General features: G+C 36.7%; 14 protein-coding genes. 3 read left to right on the forward strand and 11 right to left on the reverse strand.

Annotation, left to right across the window (positions count from 1 at the left end; all coding sequences use genetic code 11):
* Positions 1-125: 125 nt before the first annotated feature.
* From IWB64_RS19775 to IWB64_RS19790, 4 genes are all read right to left on the reverse strand, one after another.
* Complete coding sequence (locus IWB64_RS19775; protein WP_226975955.1) at positions 126-4244, reverse strand: hybrid sensor histidine kinase/response regulator transcription factor; 4119 nt, start codon at positions 4242-4244, stop codon at positions 126-128.
* Between the two features lie 258 nt (positions 4245-4502).
* Positions 4503-5159 carry a fructose-6-phosphate aldolase gene (fsa, locus tag IWB64_RS19780; RefSeq protein WP_194535653.1) on the reverse strand — a complete coding sequence of 219 codons (657 nt, stop codon included), beginning with the start codon at positions 5157-5159 and terminating at the stop codon, positions 4503-4505.
* 5 nt (positions 5160-5164) lie between these two features.
* Positions 5165-6490: a xylose isomerase gene (gene xylA, locus IWB64_RS19785; RefSeq protein WP_194535654.1), complete on the reverse strand. Its 1326-nt coding sequence runs from the start codon at positions 6488-6490 to the stop codon at positions 5165-5167.
* A 1-nt stretch (position 6491) separates the two neighbouring features.
* Positions 6492-7976 (reverse strand): xylulokinase, encoded by a 1485-nt coding sequence (locus IWB64_RS19790; protein WP_194535655.1) that lies wholly within the window; start codon positions 7974-7976, stop codon positions 6492-6494.
* A 332-nt stretch (positions 7977-8308) separates the two neighbouring features.
* Between IWB64_RS19790 and IWB64_RS19795 the strand changes: the two genes are divergently transcribed.
* Positions 8309-9340, forward strand: coding sequence for a LacI family DNA-binding transcriptional regulator (locus IWB64_RS19795; protein ID WP_194535656.1), 1032 nt, complete (start codon positions 8309-8311; stop codon positions 9338-9340).
* A gap of 9 nt (positions 9341-9349) precedes the next feature.
* Here the strand turns inward: IWB64_RS19795 and IWB64_RS19800 are convergent, their stop codons facing one another.
* Entirely contained in the window at positions 9350-9553 is a 204-nt protein-coding gene (locus tag IWB64_RS19800) for a DUF3999 family protein (RefSeq protein WP_194535657.1), read from the reverse strand.
* Between the two features lie 177 nt (positions 9554-9730).
* On the opposite strand from IWB64_RS19800, the gene IWB64_RS19805 reads away from it, so the two are divergent.
* Positions 9731-11389 (forward strand): sulfatase, encoded by a 1659-nt coding sequence (locus IWB64_RS19805; RefSeq protein WP_194535658.1) that lies wholly within the window; start codon positions 9731-9733, stop codon positions 11387-11389.
* A gap of 82 nt (positions 11390-11471) precedes the next feature.
* Here the strand turns inward: IWB64_RS19805 and IWB64_RS19810 are convergent, their stop codons facing one another.
* The 6 genes from IWB64_RS19810 to IWB64_RS19835 form a co-directional block, all read right to left on the reverse strand.
* Positions 11472-12017: a DUF4442 domain-containing protein gene (locus IWB64_RS19810; protein ID WP_194535659.1), complete on the reverse strand. Its 546-nt coding sequence runs from the start codon at positions 12015-12017 to the stop codon at positions 11472-11474.
* Positions 12018-12142: 125 nt separating this feature from the next.
* Positions 12143-13333 (reverse strand): hypothetical protein, encoded by a 1191-nt coding sequence (locus IWB64_RS19815; protein ID WP_194535660.1) that lies wholly within the window; start codon positions 13331-13333, stop codon positions 12143-12145.
* A 16-nt stretch (positions 13334-13349) separates the two neighbouring features.
* Complete coding sequence (locus IWB64_RS19820) at positions 13350-14648, reverse strand: Gfo/Idh/MocA family protein (RefSeq protein WP_194535661.1); 1299 nt, start codon at positions 14646-14648, stop codon at positions 13350-13352.
* A gap of 59 nt (positions 14649-14707) precedes the next feature.
* Entirely contained in the window at positions 14708-15775 is a 1068-nt protein-coding gene (locus tag IWB64_RS19825) for a dihydrodipicolinate synthase family protein (protein ID WP_194535662.1), read from the reverse strand.
* Positions 15776-15797: 22 nt separating this feature from the next.
* Positions 15798-16817, reverse strand: a complete 1020-nt coding sequence (locus IWB64_RS19830) for an NAD-dependent epimerase/dehydratase family protein (protein WP_226975956.1) — start codon at positions 16815-16817, stop codon at positions 15798-15800.
* A gap of 11 nt (positions 16818-16828) precedes the next feature.
* Positions 16829-18037, reverse strand: coding sequence for an Nramp family divalent metal transporter (locus IWB64_RS19835; protein WP_194535663.1), 1209 nt, complete (start codon positions 18035-18037; stop codon positions 16829-16831).
* Between the two features lie 217 nt (positions 18038-18254).
* Between IWB64_RS19835 and IWB64_RS19840 the strand changes: the two genes are divergently transcribed.
* Positions 18255-19784: a glycoside hydrolase family 28 protein gene (locus IWB64_RS19840; protein ID WP_194535664.1), complete on the forward strand. Its 1530-nt coding sequence runs from the start codon at positions 18255-18257 to the stop codon at positions 19782-19784.
* Positions 19785-19826: the final 42 nt, after the last annotated feature.

Genomic DNA, 19826 nt, shown 5'->3' on the forward strand with positions numbered 1-19826 from the left:
GTATATTTAATTCATATAAAGATATAGATTTACACATAACAGTACATATACTTCTATTGTACCCGTAATTTTCTTAAGTCTAGCAAAGTCATAGAATTTATACTGCATTAGAAATTATCAAGTGATTACTTCACCTCAGTAGGAAGAAACCCAAATTGGGCCTTAAAGCATTTGGTAAAATAGGAAGGAGATGAAAAGCCTACTTTAAAGCAAACCTCACTTATAGATTCGTTTCCGTTCTCTATCATCTGCTTGGCTTTTTCAAGTCTTATTTTGCGTAGAAACTCATTTGCAGAATAGCCTGTTAGCGCTTTTATCTTTCTATATAATTGACTTCTACTTAGATTCAGTTCCTCAGCCAACTGCTCTACATTTAGATTTTCATCCGATAGATTAGCAGTAACATAATCTAGCACCTTTGCAATAAAACCTTTGTCTAATAAAGAAGCACTTTCGGGTACTTTTACGTTGTTTGAATCATTTAAATACTTATTAAACAGTACTTGCCTACTGCTCAAAATTTGCTTTAACTGCGCTCTAAGCACGGTCATCTCAAAAGGTTTGGTCAGATAAACATCCGCACCGCAGTCAATACCCTTTACCCAATCATCTGTCATTGTTTTGGCGGTGAGCATTAGAATTGGAATATGGCTTGTTTTCAGGTCTTCCCGTATATGTCTACAGAACTCAAATCCGTCCATTTCTGGCATAACCACATCAGAAAGGATAATGTCCGGAGTTCTTTTTTCGGCTGCCTTTAATGCTTCCGTTCCGTTTACTGCTTCAATAACTTTATACTCTCCCTTTAGTTCATTTCTTAAATACGCTCTCAGCTCTGCATTATCTTCAACAATAAGAAGCGTCGTATCCAACCCATTATTTGCATACTGATTAACGATATCTCCGCCCGTCGTAATTGGTTTTAATTCCTCACTTTTAGTCTCGGGCTTTAGAAACAGCTCGCTGGGTTTGAAGTGGGCATTACCAAGCGGTAGAAAAATCCTGAATTTGGTACCAAGTCCTTCTTCACTTTCTACAACTATTTTACCTTTTAAAAGGTCTATAAAACTCTTCACTACTTCTAAGCCAATACCTGTACCACCATAATATTGGCTGTTCATTTTTTCTACTCGGTAAAACCGCTCAAAAACCTTTTCCAATTCTTCTTTTCCAATACCGCTTCCTGTATCTTCTATGTTTATTTCCAAGGCCTGAAAAGCTTCCGTTTCATTTACCAATGGGAATATAATTTTATTGGCGCATTTAAAAACGCCTACCGTTATGGTTCCTCTATCCGGTGTAATTTTAAAGGCATTTGATAGGATGTTAAAAATGACTTTTTCCAACATAGAAGGGTCGCTCCACAGCGTTATAGGTTGCTCCTCGGATTCTACTAAAAAGTGAATATCTTTTAGCGTTGCCTCTTCTTCAAAATGATTTGTAATTTCTTTGATGAACGTTATGGCCTCTAGCTCGGACACCTTAACGTTAAGCTTATTAATATCTAGCTTTCTAAAATCCATCAACTCATCTATTAACCGCTTTAATCTGTTGGTGTTCTTGTGGATGATACCCAACTTTTCCTTCATCTTTTGAGAAAAAGAAGTTCCTGAATCTCTAAGAATGTCTTCTAACGGATTTAAAATAAGCGTAAGTGGAGTCCTAAATTCATGGGAGATATTCGTAAAAAATTGAATTTTTCTATCGTTCAACACTTCTTCCTGTAATCGCTTTTCGCGTTCAAATTGAACCATTCTTTTTTCCTGAACTCGCTGATTTGCCAACTTTACCAAAAAGTAAGTTATTAGTAAAATGGCCAGTACATACAGTAAAATAGCCGTAGTTGTACCCCACCAAGGTGCTAAAACCGTAAGCCGTAAAGTCTTTGGTGTTTCATTCCAAACACCATCATTATTGGCTGCTTTCACCTTAAAAACATAATCACCCACAGGAAGATTCGTATAGGTTGCACTTCTGGTTTTCCCTACATAGTTCCACCGGTTGTCAAAACCTTCTAAAAAATAGGCGTACTGGTTCTTTTTGGGCCTTGTGAAATTTATTCCTGCATATTCTATTGTAAAAACCGACTGATTATGAGTGAGGGTTAAATTTTCCGTACGGCCTATAACTTTTTCTAAAGGCGATTTTTCCGTACCTGGCACAACGGATTTATTAAAGAGTTTAAAATCCGTGAAGTAAACCTGAGGTTCATTACTATTGAAACTCAAATTTTTGGGGTCTATAGAATTAACCCCTTCATAACTGCCAAAATATAAAATACCGGAATCATCTTTGTAGGTAGCATTGTAATTAAAATCGTTGGCCAATAACCCATCATGAATATCAAAGTTTTTAAAGCTTTCTTTTTCTACATCCAATCTAGAAATACCATTATTCCCGCCTAACCAGATAGCACCATTATCATCTTCTAAAATTGAAGCTATAGTCTGTTGTCCTAAACCATTTCTATCCCCATACCAAGTAAATATATCTTTAGATGGGTCATATTTACATAAACCTCCACCGTCCGTGCCGATCCAAATGATATTCTTGCTATCCTCAAATAGCGATACTATTCTATCTACTATAAGTTTTTGACCAGTATCTCCGTGCATGCGCTCTATTAAAGAAATAGCCTTGTCTCCCTCAGAAAAATCATTAGCTATTTTATAAAGTCCGCCTGTGGTTCCTAACCAAATAACATCATTACTATCTACCAAGATTTTACGCACTTCTCCATGACTAGGAATTACATCTTGGTAAATTTGAGAATTGTGAGGAGTGAATTTTTTAGTTTCCGGATTAAAGGAATGCAACCCTGTTACATAAGAGCCAATCCAAATAATTCCGTTTTTGTCTTCATCAAATGCCATAATACGGTTGCTTGTTAGCCCACCATTGGTATTTGAAATCGTATAGTTAATAAATGTTGATGTGTTTTTTGGAAGATAATAGATACCAGAATTCCATGTTCCCACCCAAAGGTTTCCTTTACTATCAAAAAACATTCCCGAAACAGCTGCCGCATGCAGGTTAGTTGCTATTGAATTTTCAGGGTCTTTTAAATGAACAATACTTTTGTCCGCAGCATTATATACATCTATACCACCCCCATCTAAACCAATCCACAACCTACCTTCTTGATCACTAGCAATACCTGTAACAGAAGGAAGTAGCAGGGAGTTATTGATATTGGCCAAGCTTTCAATATCCTTAAATTTATCAAACAACTTATCGTAAACCCCTACCCCTTTGTTGTAGTACCCAATCCAAATACGTTCTTGACTATCTACGAAAACAGACCAAATGGAGTTTGATTTTACACTTTTAACATCAAATTTATCATAGCGATAATTCTTAATTAGTGTTCCGTTTGACTTTAGTACAAAAAGCCCATCATTCTCCGTACCACATATGATATTACCATCTGTGCCTTGGGCAATGGATAATACCCGTTCCGCAGTTATTTTAAAAGAATCTATTTTATACTTATTTGAAGAGTGCAGTATTATTTTGATCAATCCGTCCGATAGCGTACCTAACCAGATTGCACCTTCTATATCTTCAAATAAAGTCTCAATATTTAAATTTAGATTTTCAGCTATTTCGCCGTTATCAATCATAATCTGCGAGGGTTTAACCTTAACCCCATCATATTCAAAAAGACCGTAATTAGTAGCTACAAATACGTTACCTGTTTTGCTTTTTAAAATACAATTTACCTGTATGGCCGATTTGGCTATGGTAGACTGAAAAGGAATTGACTCACTATCTAAGGTTAACGGGTCTACTCTAAATACCCCATGGTAATGAGACCCTACCAAAAGCTCTCCATTAATACCCTCTTGAATTGCTCTAATTAGGACACCGTTTTGTAATCTGGGTTCTCCCCTCAACTCTATTTTATCAAAGTTATCAAAATCTCTATTGTACAGATCTAAGCCCGTTTCCGTACCTATCCAAAATCTATTAGATTTATCAATATATGAGGTATGGATAAGCGAATTGCTTAGTGATTTTGGCTCGCTAATATCTTGTTTATAGGTAGTAAAATCAATACCATTGTATTTCTTTAACCCCACCCCATTGGTTCCCATCCAAATAAGGCCCATGCTATCTTCAACAATAGTAGAGACCGCTCTTTGGGTATTATCTTGTTCTATATCTATAAAGGTGTAATCGTCATTTGAATTTTGCCCATAGAGATGACATTGCGTAAGGAAGACGCAAAAAACTAAACTCAAAATTATCTTACTTAATCTCATATAGTAGTACTTCTACTCTGTTGGATATTTAAAAAATGGTATTTGATAAAGTGAAAAATAAAAATATGCCGTGCATTACGGAATCAGTTTGAAGATAGGGCAAATGGCCATTTCACACAAACAGAATGCTCTTAAACCAAATTGCCGGTAGTTTCTACCACCGGCAATATAGCTTATAAAATAAATTGGAAACTGTTGCCAAGACCTAAATATTATGTCTGTCTACAACAGGGTTACCTATTGATTTCCTTTCTTATAATCTGCCAAGAATTTCTCTAAACCACTATCCGTTAACGGGTGCTTAAGCAGACCTTCAATAGCTGACAATGGACCTGTCATTACATCTGACCCCAATTTAGCACAGTTGATTACGTGCATGGTATGACGTACAGAAGCCGACAAAATTTGTGTCTCAAAACCGTAGTTATCATAAATCAAACGAATCTCCTCGATCAAACGCATACCATCTGTAGAAATATCATCTAACCTGCCTAAAAATGGAGAAACATATGTAGCGCCAGCCTTAGCAGCCAATAATGCCTGACCTACTGAAAACACTAGAGTAACATTTGTTTTTATTCCTTTGTCAGAGAAATATTTACACGCTTTTACACCATCTGCTATCATTGGTAATTTTACCACAATCTGAGGATGTAAGGCGGCCAATTCTTCACCTTCTTTGATCATACCTGCATAATCGGTTGCAATAACCTCAGCAGAAACATCACCTTCAACTTTTTCACAAATTGCCAGGTAGTGTTTTAAAATATTGTCTTTTCCGGTAATACCTTCTTTAGCCATTAAAGAAGGGTTTGTAGTTACGCCATCCAAAACACCTAACTCATAGGCGCTTTGAATATCGTTTAAATTTGCTGTATCTATAAAAAACTTCATATATTCTAGATGTACTGATTAATTATGTTTTCGAACAATTCTTGCTTACCACTCTTAAGCTCTAACTCACCATTAGTAGTAGCTAAATCGTATAAGTTCTCCAGGCTTAATTTACCTCCTTCAAACTCTTTTCCTTTTCCTGAATCAAAAGAGCTGTAACGGTTTTCACGAAGCTTGCTATAATCAGAAGACTGGATTATTTTATCAGCCGTAATTAAACCTCTTGCAAACGTATCTGCACCACCAATATGAGCTAAGAAAATATCTTCTAGGTCCGTAGAATTTCTTCTAATTTTTGCATCAAAGTTTACACCACCGCCCTGTAGGCCACCAGCTTGTAAAAATACTAGCATAGCTTCCGTAGTTTCTTGAATGTTGTTTGGGAACTGATCTGTATCCCATCCGTTTTGGTAATCCCCACGGTTGGCGTCTAAACTACCTAACATTCCTGCTTTAGCGGAAACTTCCATTTCATGCTGAAAAGTGTGTTGTGCAAGAGTTGCATGGTTTACTTCTATGTTTATTTTGAAATCTTTATCCAATCCGTACTCTTTTAAGAAACCGATTGCCGTAGCCGAATCAAAATCATACTGGTGCTTGGTTGGCTCCATTGGTTTTGGTTCAATAAAGAAATTACCTTTAAAACCTTGCTTACGAGCATAATCTCTAGCCATAGTTAAAAACTGTGCCATATGATCTAATTCGCGACCCATGTTTGTGTTCAAAAGAGACATATACCCCTCACGACCTCCCCAGAAAACATAGTTCTCACCGTCTAATGCAATAGTCGCATCCATCGCTAATTTTACTTGACCACCTGCTCTAGCAACCACATCAAAATCTGGGTTTGTAGCAGCACCGTTCATGTATCTTGGATTAGAGAAACAGTTAGCCGTACCCCACAACAACTTAATACCCGAAGCAGCTTTTTTCTCCTTTATATAATCAGTAATAGTAGCTAATCTTTTTTCTGATTCAGCAAAAGTTGGACCTTCTTGAATCAAATCGAAATCATGAAAACAGAAATAATCAAATCCCATTTTGCTGATAAACTCAAAAGCAGCATCTGCTTTATCTTTTGCAGCTTGAACGGCATCTGAAGATTTATCCCAAGCAAAATTTTGTGTACCTGGGCCAAATGGATCAGAACCTTGCCCACAGAATGTATGCCAGTATGCAATAGCAAACTTGAAGTGTTCCTTCATGGTCTTGCCCGCAACAACTTGGTCTGGGTTGTAATATTTAAATGCTAAAGGGTTGTCTGATTCTTTTCCTTCAAACTTGATTTCTCCAATACCTTTAAAGTACTCTTTGTCTCCTAATAATGCCATGTTACTTGTTTTTTAATAATTGTTCTAATTCTTTTTTCCATGCGGAATATGCAGATTGTAATGCTTCTTTTTCTGCGGAAGGTTTATAGCTCATAACATAATCATTAGCCATAATTTGTTCTCCGAAGCTTGAAAAATCGCCATCACTTAAAATACAGGCTCTAGCTGCACCAATAGCGCCTGTGGTATTATATATTTCTATCTCACGATCAATAAGTGTTGCTATTGTATTCGAGAAAATTTCCGATCTAAACAGGTTATCGTTTCCTGCTCGTATTTTGGTAGCGGTAATACCATCTGACCGAAGGATTTCCATACCATATACAAAAGAGAATGCAATACCTTCCAATGAAGCTCTACACAAATGTGCTTTGGTATGATTGTTTAAGTTGATATCAAACATATTTGTACCTAAATCCACATTGTTCAACATGCGTTCTGCACCGTTACCAAATGGCAATATTTTTACACCATCTGAGCCTTGTGGTACGGAATTGGCCAAATCGTTCATTTCATCATATGAAGCGACATCCAAATTGTTTAACAACCAACGGTATTGAATACCGGCACCGTTTATACACAATAGTTTTCCTATATTCTTATTTTCTGCACTGTAGTTTACGTGGGCAAAGTTGTTAACTCGCGAGCTTTCCTTAACCGAAAGATTATCTGTTATCGCATAAATCACACCGGATGTTCCACCGGTAGCAGCTACCTCACCTGGATTAAAAACATTTAAGGACAACGCATTGTTAGGCTGATCTCCTGCACGGTATAAAATAGGCGTACCCACTTTTAAACCTGACTCTTTTGCTCCTTGTTCCGATACCTTACTTTGAACAGAAAAAGTATCGACTATTTCAGGCACATGAGATTCGTTCAATCCGTAATAATCCAATAACCAAGTGGCTAAGCTATTCGTTTTAAAATCCCAAAATATACCTTCGGACAAGCCGGATAGTGTTGTGTTTGCTGTACCACTCAATCTACAGGCTATATAATCTCCCGGTAGCATGAACTTATGGATACGTTCAAAAATTTCCTGCTCGTTCTCCTTAACCCACTTTAATTTGGATGCGGTAAAATTAGAAGGCGAGTTTAATAAGTGCTCACTACAACGGTCATTGCCAAGTTCGTTAAATGCTTTTTGACCAATACCTACCGCTCTACTATCGCACCAGATAATAGAATCACGTAAAGGCTTAAGGTTCTCGTCTACAACCACCAATCCGTGCATTTGGTATGAAATACCAATACCGGTAACCTCTTCTGATTTTATATTATTTTCTGATAGCAATGTTTTAGTTGCGGCACAAACATGTTTCCACCACATATCCGGATCTTGTTCTGCCCAACCATTGTTGATAGCTAGAATATCCATTTCTGTTTTAGGTTCGCTCACTACGGCAACGGGTTTACCCGTACTCACCTCAACTAAAGCTGCTTTTATTGACGAACTTCCTATATCGTAACCTATACTGTACATAATTATTTGGTGTTTGTAAGTGCTTCTGTTTTTTGAACGTTATCCTATCGGATTTTTTGTATCTCACTAAAAACCAAGCCCTTTTGTCAAATTTAAACTATAACTTAAAACGAGTTCCAGATAATTCGTTTCCGTACTAAAAATACGAAATAGAACCGTTTATAAATTCAAAATTTCACAACCACAACCTGTTTAAAATCAGATATTTACAATATTTCGTATTTTTCGAAATGGGTTTCGTAAAAAGAATAGGTGCAAAATGCTATTTTAGCGATCAGTACAGCAAAAAAGAAGTAATATCTTAATGGGATATTTAGTATCTTGATACAGTTATGAAACGAAAACTTAGTTTAGACGATATTGCCAAGCATTTTAAAGTCTCTAAATCTACCGTATCTAAGGCGTTAAATGATAGCCATGAAATAAGCACCAAAACCAAGGCGAAAATCATTGCGTATGCCCGGGAACATAAGTACCGTCCCAACCTTAATGCAATTAACCTTAGAAAAGAACCTTCGCAATCCGTTGGTGTAATCATTCCTAATATTCTCAACTACTTCTTTGCCCAAGTTATTAGCGGTGTAGAGAAAGTATTGAATGACAACGGCTATAATATGATTGCCTGCATCTCTAACGAATCTTACACAAAGGAAGTTGCCATTACCGAAATGTTGCGCAAAGGAGCTATATCCGGGCTCTTAGTTTCGTTGGCGGAAGAAACAGGTAAACTGGATAACACAGACCATTTTGAGCCCTTCTTGAACAAAGGGGTACCCGTAGTAATGTTTGATCGCGTATCATCAAAGTTGAACTGTGACAAAGTAACCATAGATGATACCAAAGCTGCATATAATGCAACGGAGCACCTTATAAAATCTGGATTTAAACGTATTGCCGTAGTTTCCCTATTAGGAGACCTTGAGATTTCACGGCTGAGAATTAACGGCTACCACCAGTGTCTTAAGGACCATAATTTAGACCTAGATCAGAGCTTGATTTTTGAAAAGCTGGAAAAGTCTTTTATGGAAGTGGAAATACGAAAATTGCTTTCCGCGGGAAAAGTGGATGCCATTTTAGGTTTGGAGGAAGAAGCGGGCGTTACCTCCTTATTGACCGCTAATTCATTGGCCATTAAAATACCTAAAGAGCTTTCCATTATTTGCTTTACTAACGGAATTCTTCCTAAATATGTAGTTCCTAGTTTAACATCTATCAGTCAACACGGGTATCATATGGGTGAGCGTGCCGCTCAACAATTGGTAAATAGAATAGAACAAAACGATACCGAAAAACCATTTGCAACCGAAGTTATCAAAACCACTATGATTGAGCGGGATTCCACCATACCCTTAATTAAAACTTAGTTTTCCATCTTAGAAAAAGAACAATTGATTGACCCGTATAGTCTGACCTTTTTGAGGCTGCGCTATTATTTTTAAATATGAATACGATTTCTTTGGAAGCTGTATTGATATCTCTTTAAGCCGGTCCAAATTGTTTTCATTGGCAAACATCTCCTTCTTGATCATTTGCCAATCTTTCTTGTCATCGGAAGCCCAAATGGAGACAAATTTCAATGGTAAAAATAGACTAGAATAGAAAGTAAGCGGATATGGTTAAAATAGTGCCGACGCTTGATAAAATCGGAAAAAGGATAAACGCAATTTTAAGGTTAATTTGTAATAGGTTCAAAATGTTGTTTTATGCTTTTTACCATAATCTACTTTTAAATCGTTTTATAAAACTCGATAAAAATGAACATCCGCATCCTCGCTCTTATCTGTTTAGGGCTATTATTTAGCTGTAAGAACACTACAACTCCTCCAAAAAAAGAAAATGCAAAGCAACCCAATATTTTATTTCTAGCTATAGATGACCTTAGGCCAGAGCTTGGTGTATATGGCTCTGATATTGCCATCACTCCAAATATTGATGCGTTGGCCCAAGACGGACTTCGCTTTAATAATGCCTATTGCCAACAAGCCATTTGCAGCCCCTCTAGAGCAAGTTTAATGACAGGTGCCCGACCAGAAACCATACAGGTAATTGAAAATTTTACCTACTTCAGAGATAAAAATCCGGATATCGTAACCATTCCTCAGCATTTCAAAAACAATGGCTATGAGGCGGTATATACCGGAAAAATATATCATGGGAAATATAACGACCCTGAGCTTTCTTGGAGCAGAGAACCGGTTAAGATGAGCAAAACCGATGTTAAATTCGGTTTTAAATTACCGGAAAACATAAAAATGCAAAAAGAAAATAGCGCTGCCATGGTTGCTAAATACGGAGAGAATGCATTAAGAAATGGTCTTGGTAAAGGTCCTTCTTACGAATTTGCCGATTTTCCAGATAACGCCTATGAAGACGGATTCAATACTGATCTGGCCATTGCCACCATGAAAGATATGCTTCAGAAAAATCCTGAAAAGCCTTTCTTCTTAGGTATGGGAATGAAAAAACCACACTTAGATTGGATTGCCCCAAAGAAATATTGGGATATGTACGATGAGGCAGACATAAAACTTGCAGCCCAGGACAAAGCTCCAAATGACGGAGCTACCATGGGATTACACGCTTCCTTTGAATTAAGGGCCAGAGCAGGTATTCCAAAAAAAGGAGATATTTCTCCAGAACAGGCCATAAAACTCAAGCATGCTTATCTAGCTTGTGTTAGTTACGTAGATGCCCAAATTGGCAGAATGCTTACTGCGCTTGAAGATGCGGGGATTAAGGACAATACCATTGTTATTTTGTGGAGTGACCATGGCTGGCATTTAGGTGATATGGGTATTTGGGGAAAAGCGACAAACTATGAAATTGCTACAAGAGTTCCTTTGATAATTTGGACCCCGGATATGGCAAAAGAAACCAGAGGGAAATCTACCGATGCCCTTGTGGAATTAGTAGACATGTATCCTACCTTATGTGATCTTGCGGACATTTCTAAACCCAACACCCTAGAAGGCCAGAGCTTTGCGCCCTTACTTTCCAATCCTGACCAAAAATGGAAAACAGCAGTTTTTTCTCAGTTTCCTACACCAGCACTTCGTGAATGGGCGGCAAATCCACTGTCAAAAGGAATGCGCGAAACTTCTTTTGGACCTTTAATAGAAGAAGTTGAAGGGCGTATAAAAAAACAACAAGGCGAAAAATGGGATCGCGATTTATTTGAAAACCGACTTATGGGCTATTCCATGCGGACTAAAAATTACCGATTTATCGTTTGGAAAGACTATACTGATGCTACTGCAGAACCCATTTTTGTAGAACTATATGACCACAACAAAGACCCGTTAGAAACGGTAAATATTGCAAAAGACAATCCCCAACTTGTAGCGGAGCTCATGCAGCAATTCAACAAAGGATGGAAAGGGAACAGGGCAGAAATAAGTCAAACGGGAGCCTAGTACTTTTATAATAAAAGATGACTTATACTGAAACAATTAAAGTGAAGAGATTTTTAACCAGTAGTACTTTAGAATACAACCACTATAATTTCCCTTCGCTTTTCTTTGCTTTTGCCAGCGCTCGTTTCTTTTTATAGTGGGCCTTATCCGCTATATAGATTGTTTTTTTCACTTCACAGAAAACAGTATTCCGCTCGGCGTTCATTAAGCGCGTAGTCTTTACAATGTCTATCTCATCTTCCTGTGCTACTCTTAACTTTATTTCGTCTATTTCCTCTTGGTTGTATTCAAAATCTGCATAAACATCCTCCTTTGCAGGTCTTTTAAAAGCTATCTCTGCTGATTTATCCCAAACAACAAAATCATTACCAAGAATATTGATTAGTTGAGTCATGGGTATAGGGTCTACTGCTGAAAAGAGACTCCCTCCAAAGATGGTGCTTACGTAATTTCGGTTTTTATAACTGATAGGCAACTTAATGGTAACCTTTCTAAGATCCTCAGAAACATGCTTTATTCTAGCAGTGCTTCTGCGGTACATAGGCGAAAGATTAAAACCATGTTTAAAAATGATATGCTTGCCTACAAAACGTGAACCGAAATCCGATAAGTTGCTGTAAAATGACATTTTAAATATTGTACTTGTTAAGGTTAATTAACAACAAATTTATCACTCTAAATGAGTTAAAAAAATAGGAGATACTGACGACACTATTTTCTATATTAACCAGGGTTTTAATACTGAGCTATATATTAATTTTCTATCACCTGTACACTCAGTGGCTGATTTAAACGCTCTGCATAACTTTCAATTACTTTTTCAGGCTTTTCTGAACCTACCGGAAAGACTAAATAAGCATTTTTCTCATAATACTGACTTCCAACTGGGAAGGTCTGAATAGTATCGGATAAAACTCTATTCCAATATCTACCATTGTTTGAAGATTTGGTAATCTTGGTGTATGGATTGTGCGTTGGTGAGGGCTCTCCTTTTGTATTTGAATTATCGTACTGAAGACGTATTGAACCAAAACCATAACCTTTTTCTAAATTATAAAAAGCCAACCAAGCTGCATCATCAGTAACATGATTTTCTTCTAAAACATCTAGTTCATCGGAGTATAAATTTAACCGTTTAATGGTACCATCTTTTTTAGCATACGCAAGATGGGTAAAAAGACTATCCATAGTCATTTCATCATTACGTAAGAGATTTAGTTCCACCTCTTTTTGAACCGAAATAACAGACTCAAACAAAAAATAAGGCAGATTATCATAAAACTCATAACGTCCTTCAATTAGAATCTCGGGCACGCTATCCGTACTACCTGAACGTTCCTTGACTACACGGTACTTTTCTACTTCTAGGTGATTTTTAGAATCCGGTCGTAAATCTTCTAAATTAAAATATAACCCTGAATTACTTTTAGAAAAATTGGGAGCCCAATGCATTGCAATATGGCTTCTTTTCAACAGCTGATTTTTAAAGTTTTTCAACTCTATTCCATTTACTTGTCCGCCGCGTTTATCATCTTCCGTGCTAAAAGTAGCTTTGTAATATTTGTTCTCTACAGCTAGATTATCTTCGGAGAGCATTTGCTGAATAGGTAATCCAATCTTACTCTTTTCTTTAATACTGATATTGAATTTTTTGGTTTGATTTGCCATAAGCGTAATCGGAAAAATTATAGAATATTCAAACCGATTTTCATTTTTAACAAATGCTGTATCATCAACCGGTATAGCAGTTCCATCTTCTGGGTCAATAGCTACTAACATCTCATTCTCCAGCAATTCACTATCCAAACTAATCGTTGGGTTTACATATTCTAAAGGACGGTCTAAGCCCGCAGTTTCAGAAACAATAACAACAGGCATCTTCTCCGACGTAGAACAACCTGAAATCAATAAAATAAAGACAACGCAATTAATTAAATTTTTCATGCTCAGATTAATTCATTTACAATACAGGAATTCCCGGCTTTGGAATCGCATAATTACCATCTTCTAATGGTGCATTAGGCATTTTCATATCCCAAGATAATTCGGAAGGCACTATACTTAAATTAGACGCTTTCGCCTTTTCCAAATCAATAATTTTACCAGATTCAATTGCCATTCTACCCATGATAGTCGTCATTGAACTTTCTGCTCCGTACTTAGTATTGTTCACATAGGGTTTGTTTCCTAAAATTGCTCCTATAAATTCATCCTGTTCAATCTGTGAAGATGATGGATCATCTTTGTCTCTATATCTCCAAAGCGAATTTCCTTCTAAATCAACCATCTGAAAACGTTCATCTGCCTTACCTTTAGAACCCTGAATATTAAAGCCCAGTCTATTGGCACAATTATCCATTTGTCTACACTGTACATGTAGTTTTGTACCATCGGCATACTCATATTCTACATAATGATGGTCAAATATCTCTCCATGGTCCGGCCCTTTAAGCATTGCCCTACCTCCCATTCCACTTGCTTTAATGGGGTAATCTTTTTTAATCCAATTAACTACATCAATTTGGTGAATGGCCTGACCGGCAAGTTGACCGCCCCATAACCAATTAAAATAATGCCAATTACTAATTTGATATTCCAATTCTGTTTGACCTGGTTTTCGTGGATGTACGGTAGCCATACCAACGTTATAATAAACGTCCATAGAAAGAACGTCTCCAATATCACCTGCATGAATTTTTTCCACCATTTTATTTAGTGCAATTTCATAACGGAATTGTAACCCAACTACAACGTTTAACTTCTTCTCCGTTGCCAATTTTCCGGTTTCTATCACTTTTCTATATCCAGGACCATCAACAGCTAATGGTTTTTCTAGAAAAACATGTTTGCCAGATGCTATGGCATATTCAAAATGATCAGGTCTAAAACCAGGTGGTGTAGCCAAAATTACCGCATCACACTCATCAATAACATTTTTGTACGCTTCTAATCCCAAAAACTTACGTTCTCGCGGTACATTGACTTGTTCGGGGAAATCTATAGAAACTCTTTGAAAACTATTATCCAACTCATGTTGAAAAACGTCCCCCATTGCTACTAACTCTACAGATTTTGACGCCGTTAAAGCTTGAAATATTGCCCCAGTACCACGACCTCCACAACCCACTAAACCCAATTTTATTTTTTGCTGCCCCAAGACATTAACATTTGAAAAAACGGGAAGATGACTAAACACCATACCGGCTGCTACTGTTTTAGAAGTTTGTTTTAAAAATTTTCTCCGTGGATTAGTTTTCATATGCTTCCTTATTTACTATTCTAAAAATATTAAATTATTGTTTGAAACTGCTTTCTTATTTAAAGGCCTTTCAACCAATTTTCTATATTATCTCTAACAAAATCATCATCATTTAAATGCGGATAGTCATTATAAACTCTACTTATCTCTTCATTCTGACCTGTAGATAATTTTTCCGCTTCATCTAAACACCAAATTCCTTTTAGAAGACCTTGTCTTCTCAATACTTCATGAAGACCTGCTATACACCCTTCAAAATTATTGGTCGCATCAAAAAATGCTGCATTAGTGTCCGTTACTGCAATATTCAATGACATTAATTCTTTAGATATCGTTCCGCCGGATTGTTTTACTTTATGAATTTCCTCCAAAAGCGTAACAGCTTTATTAGTCCAAACGGCCCAATGCCCCAGTAATCCCCCTACAATATCTTTTTTGATGACTTTACCTTCAATAGTCACATTATAAGTCGTTAAAAGGTCAGCTACTATATTGTCATCATTACCCGTGTATAATACAATTTCATCACAACGTGATGAAGCGCAAACGGCACGTACCACTTCTAAAGTTTGATACCTATTAAACGGTGCCATTTTTATAGCTTCTACATTCTTGATTTCAGCAAAAGCTTTCCAAAAATTATAACTCAAAACTCGTCCTCCTACAGCTGGTTGCAGATAAAATCCAAATACCGGTATAACTTGGGCAATTTTAGTTGCTCGTTCCAATAGTGCCTCTTCTGACCAATCTCCTAAGCCATTAGTACTTACCAAAACAATATCATAACCTAATTCTGCACAGATTTTAGCTTCGGTTACGGCTTGTTCCGTATTCCCGCTAACACCGGCTACTTTTATAAATGGTCTGTCTAAATTGGCTATTTCAATTTCCTCTATCGCCAGTTGTAATACCTTTTTATATAGATTGATTTTTGGGTCTCGTATTTGGAACTGTGTTGTATGTACCCCAATTGCAATACCTCCTGCACCTGAAGCCATATAATATCTTGTTAACAATCGTTGACGTTTCTCGTCTAGCTCACGACCTTCTGTCAATGCCAAGGGATGAGCAGGAATTACAGTACCTTGATGCAACAATTTTTTTAATACGGGGTCTAAAGTATTCATATTAACTTTGTACTAATTTGATTTAAAAATCTCCTTTTCGTTCTTGGAAATGCGTAGGTTTACCTAATTGTTCCCCTCCAATTTTGACCCAATTAGCTGTCCACTTTATCATATCTTGCAGTGAGGTCCTGGGATTTCCAAATAAACTATAAGCCCCGTTTGAATTATTTAGCAATGCTGTCTCTGCAGGCTTATTTTCAAAAATAGGTTCTACCTTAAGTAATTTACCAAATTCTTCTGCCAACCATTGTATGGATATGGTTTCCGGCCCGGTCACGTTTAATTTTCTAGCTGGTGATTCACAATGTAAAAGGGAACGTATAGCATACTCATTGGCATCGCCTTGCCAAATAACATTGGCAAATCCCATACTTAAATTTATTGGTTTTTGTTCAATCACCGCCTTTGCAACTTCTAACAAAACCCCGTACCTAAGATCAAGTGCATAATTTAACCGATACAATAGCATTTCTGTTCCGTTTTTAACGGAAAAATGTTCAAAAACACGTTCACGACCTAAACAAGATTGGGCATATTCACCAATTGGCGAAGGTTTCACTTCTTCTTTAGCTCCTCCACTGTCAATAGGCACAAACGGATATATATTACCGGTAGAAAAAACAACTATTTTTGATTCCTTATATCTTTCCGAAACTCTACCAGGAAGGTAAGCGTTCATTGCCCAAGTAAAATGCTCATTACCCGATGTACCAAATTTATTACCCGCCATATAAATAACGTTTTTAACCTTTGGGAGCTTCATCAAGGCTTCATCATCCAATAAATCTACCTTGATACATTCAATACCATAATCTGTCAATTCTTGAAATAGATTTTGATTTGAAAAGCGAGAAGCGCCAATTACTTTTTTAGTGCTTCCTGCAGCATCAATTGCTCTTTTAGCAAGCTTTGCCAGGGTAGGCCCCATCTTTCCCCCCAAACCTAAAATCATTATGTCTCCTTCAATTTTACTGATATCTTCTATTAATCGTTTTGAAGGTTTAGAGAGTTGTTCCTCTAATTCGGCTATTGTAGCTATCATAGATTTCTAGTTTATTTAATAAATATATTATAGGTATTCGCACCTGCTAATAGCACTAGCATTGCCAATCCTAAAATCATAATAATATTCAATGTTGTACTTAATTTAAAAAAGTGTTTTGCCGCTCTATCCCGCGCAATCATAAAAATCATAAACCCTATTACAGGAACAACTATGATAGTAAAACCTTGAGCCATAATTATAAGCTGTATGGGTAAATTTCCAAAAATTATAGCAACAGCTGCACCGATCAATATGACTGACATTATCACATAGCGTACTTTTTGGGACTCTAACTTTCTGCCAATATTTAGAGCATCGGATAATAAAACACCGCCCAAAGTTGCGTTCCCGATTAAGGAAGAAAAAGAAGCTGCAAACAAACCGAACATAAATATTACCGTGGCATAACTTCCAAATATTGGTTCTAACGCTTTACCCATTTCGGCAGCAGAATTAACCTGAATTCCCTGCGGATAAAGTACTGAAGCAGCGACTAACATAACTGTTGCCGTTATTATTCCCAGAATAAATACGCCGGATAAACTTTCTCTTTCATGTGACTTGGACTCACTCTTATCCCATCCTTTTTCTTGGACGAGATACGACTGATAGAATGCTCCTGCAATTGAAAAACTGGAAGCCACTAAAGCCAGAGCCAAAAATTCCGAGCCACTTGGTAATTCAAAATTAAATTGCTGTATTAAAAGTGAAATATTAGGCTTTGAAATTATTAGGGTTAGTACAAATGAAATCAGCATTAAAACAACCATACCAATCATAATTTTCTCTAGAATCTTAAAAAAAGATTTAAAAAACAGTAAAATAATAGCAATAACGGAAAATGCAATTATCCATGGCACAGGCGATACATTAAACATTTCACCAAACACCATACCAGCGCCTATTGAGTTACCTGCCTGAAAAGAAGCTGCTACTATAAAAAGACCAACACCAATAACAATACAAATTGTATTGCTATATTTTTCACGTATCAGTTCAATAAGTGTTTGTTTTGAGCTTAACCCTATTCGAGTAGAAACTATGGTGAAAGCCGCCATAAAAAGAATACAAATAGGCACTACCCAAAGTAACCTAAATTCATAGTTAGCCCCAATTTTAGAACCTATTGCTAAACTACCTGGTCCCAAAACTAAAGCTGCAGTAATAAAGCCCGGACCTATTAAACCAAGTATATTCTTCTTTTTCCTATCTGTCATTTAAAATTTACCTGATTTATTATTTAGGACTTGAACCTCATGAGATAAGGCTATTTGCACCAAAACCTAAAAGTAACATTAAAAACAGAATAACCTTTAATTTGCAATTCACAAAAAATCGTCGCACTTTTCTAATTGGTAATTATTAAAACTACACATCCAAAGTTTTATCGAATATTGAAGATTTTTTTTTGGGAGGAAATAAATAAATTTTAGAATGATGAAAATATTACGCATTAGCTTATTAGTTTTAATTTTTGGCTTCGTTTCTAATAACGCATATGCAGAATTAGACTGCCCAATACAAAGTGATGGCTACAACATTACCGATTATGGTGCAAAAGGTGATGGGGAGTTTTTAAACACAAAATCCATTCAAAAAGCAATTGATGCCTGCGTTGCTAATGGAGGAGGAAAAGTGATTATACCTTCTGGAATTTTTAAATCGGGTTCTATTCTTTTAAAAAGTAATGTTGAACTACATTTTGAACATAACTCCGTTTTACTTTCAAGTATTAACGTTACCGATTTCCCTTTACAACCCATGCCAATATACCGATCTCATAAAGACCAACTTGGAGGATTTAATGCCCTTATTTATGCCGAAGGCCAAGAAAACATAGCTTTGACCGGTAGTGGAACAATAGACGGACAAGGCCCGCTTCATACTCCTATGCCCAACCCTTATGCAGGTGATGTTGATGGAAGACCTAGAAATATACTTTTAATTTCCTGCAAGAATATTAAAATAGACGGCTTACGGATGCTCAATGCATCCATTTGGAACCAACATTATCTTGACTGCGAAGACTTATTTATCTCTAACATTTACGTCTACAGTCATGGAAGCAGAAATAACGATGGCATTGATATTGACGGATGCCGCCGTGTTGTTCTCTCAAATAGTATTATTGATTCTGATGATGACGGTATCGTTTTAAAGAGTACAGGGGCAGCTGCTTGTGAAGATATTGCTATTACAAATTGCGTAGTCAGTAGTTTTTGCAATGCCATAAAAGCAGGTACCGAAACCACTGGTGGCTTTAAAAATGTTTCCATAAGTAACTGTGTCATCAAACCTTCAAAAGAAAAAGGTAAACCTATTTGGGATACGCCTCGTATAGGTGTATCCGGCCTTTCTCTTATGATTGTAGATGGTGGCACGTTGGTAGGTTTTACCGTAAATAATTTAACTATTCACGGTACAGAATCTCCTATTTACATTCGTTTGGGAAATAGGGCAAGGCCTCATACGCCCGGTGCTGTGGTCAACAATATTGGAGAAGTAAAAAATATTTCAATCAGTAATGTAGTGGCTTACAATGCGGGTACTTGGGGTTCTTCTATTACAGGACTTGAAGGACATCCAATTAAAAATATCTCTTTGAACAACATTCAGCTTTTCTCTAAAGGCGGACTTAAAATGGGAGATTTTAGTACTACTGTTGAAGAAGATGAAAAAGGGTATCCGCATGCAATTACGTACGGTAATTTACCAAGTCATACATTGTATGTTAGGCATGCAGAAAACATATCCTTAAACAATGTTACCATTGGAACAGAGTCACCAGATTCAAGGTTTCCTATCATAGTAGATGATGTAGATGGCCTTCAAGTAAGAAATATAGTCTGGAAAAATGCGGATGGAACAAAACCATTGGTTAAAGGAAAAGGAATTCGTAATCATGCCGTTGAAGCCCCATTAGGATGGACAGACGGAGATTACTTTGACTTAATGGATAAGTAGACTCCCAATAGTTCATATTAGGCGGAAAGAAAATATAAAAAT

This window comes from Zobellia nedashkovskayae (genome assembly GCF_015330125.1).
Classification (GTDB): Bacteria; Bacteroidota; Bacteroidia; order Flavobacteriales; family Flavobacteriaceae; genus Zobellia; species Zobellia nedashkovskayae.

What these genes read in the sequence shown, in the direction of transcription:
- fsa (WP_194535653.1), bottom strand. Translation starts at nt 5,159, where the DNA reads ATGAAGTTTTTTATAGATACAGCAAATTTAAACGATATTCAAAGCGCC.
- xylA (WP_194535654.1), bottom strand. Translation starts at nt 6,490, where the DNA reads ATGGCATTATTAGGAGACAAAGAGTACTTTAAAGGTATTGGAGAAATC.
- IWB64_RS19790 (WP_194535655.1), bottom strand. Translation starts at nt 7,976, where the DNA reads ATGTACAGTATAGGTTACGATATAGGAAGTTCGTCAATAAAAGCAGCT.
- IWB64_RS19795 (WP_194535656.1), top strand. Translation starts at nt 8,309, where the DNA reads ATGAAACGAAAACTTAGTTTAGACGATATTGCCAAGCATTTTAAAGTC.
- IWB64_RS19805 (WP_194535658.1), top strand. Translation starts at nt 9,731, where the DNA reads ATGAACATCCGCATCCTCGCTCTTATCTGTTTAGGGCTATTATTTAGC.
- IWB64_RS19810 (WP_194535659.1), bottom strand. Translation starts at nt 12,017, where the DNA reads ATGTCATTTTACAGCAACTTATCGGATTTCGGTTCACGTTTTGTAGGC.
- IWB64_RS19815 (WP_194535660.1), bottom strand. Translation starts at nt 13,333, where the DNA reads ATGAAAAATTTAATTAATTGCGTTGTCTTTATTTTATTGATTTCAGGT.
- IWB64_RS19820 (WP_194535661.1), bottom strand. Translation starts at nt 14,648, where the DNA reads ATGAAAACTAATCCACGGAGAAAATTTTTAAAACAAACTTCTAAAACA.
- IWB64_RS19825 (WP_194535662.1), bottom strand. Translation starts at nt 15,775, where the DNA reads ATGAATACTTTAGACCCCGTATTAAAAAAATTGTTGCATCAAGGTACT.
- IWB64_RS19830 (WP_226975956.1), bottom strand. Translation starts at nt 16,817, where the DNA reads ATGATAGCTACAATAGCCGAATTAGAGGAACAACTCTCTAAACCTTCA.
- IWB64_RS19835 (WP_194535663.1), bottom strand. Translation starts at nt 18,037, where the DNA reads ATGACAGATAGGAAAAAGAAGAATATACTTGGTTTAATAGGTCCGGGC.
- IWB64_RS19840 (WP_194535664.1), top strand. Translation starts at nt 18,255, where the DNA reads ATGATGAAAATATTACGCATTAGCTTATTAGTTTTAATTTTTGGCTTC.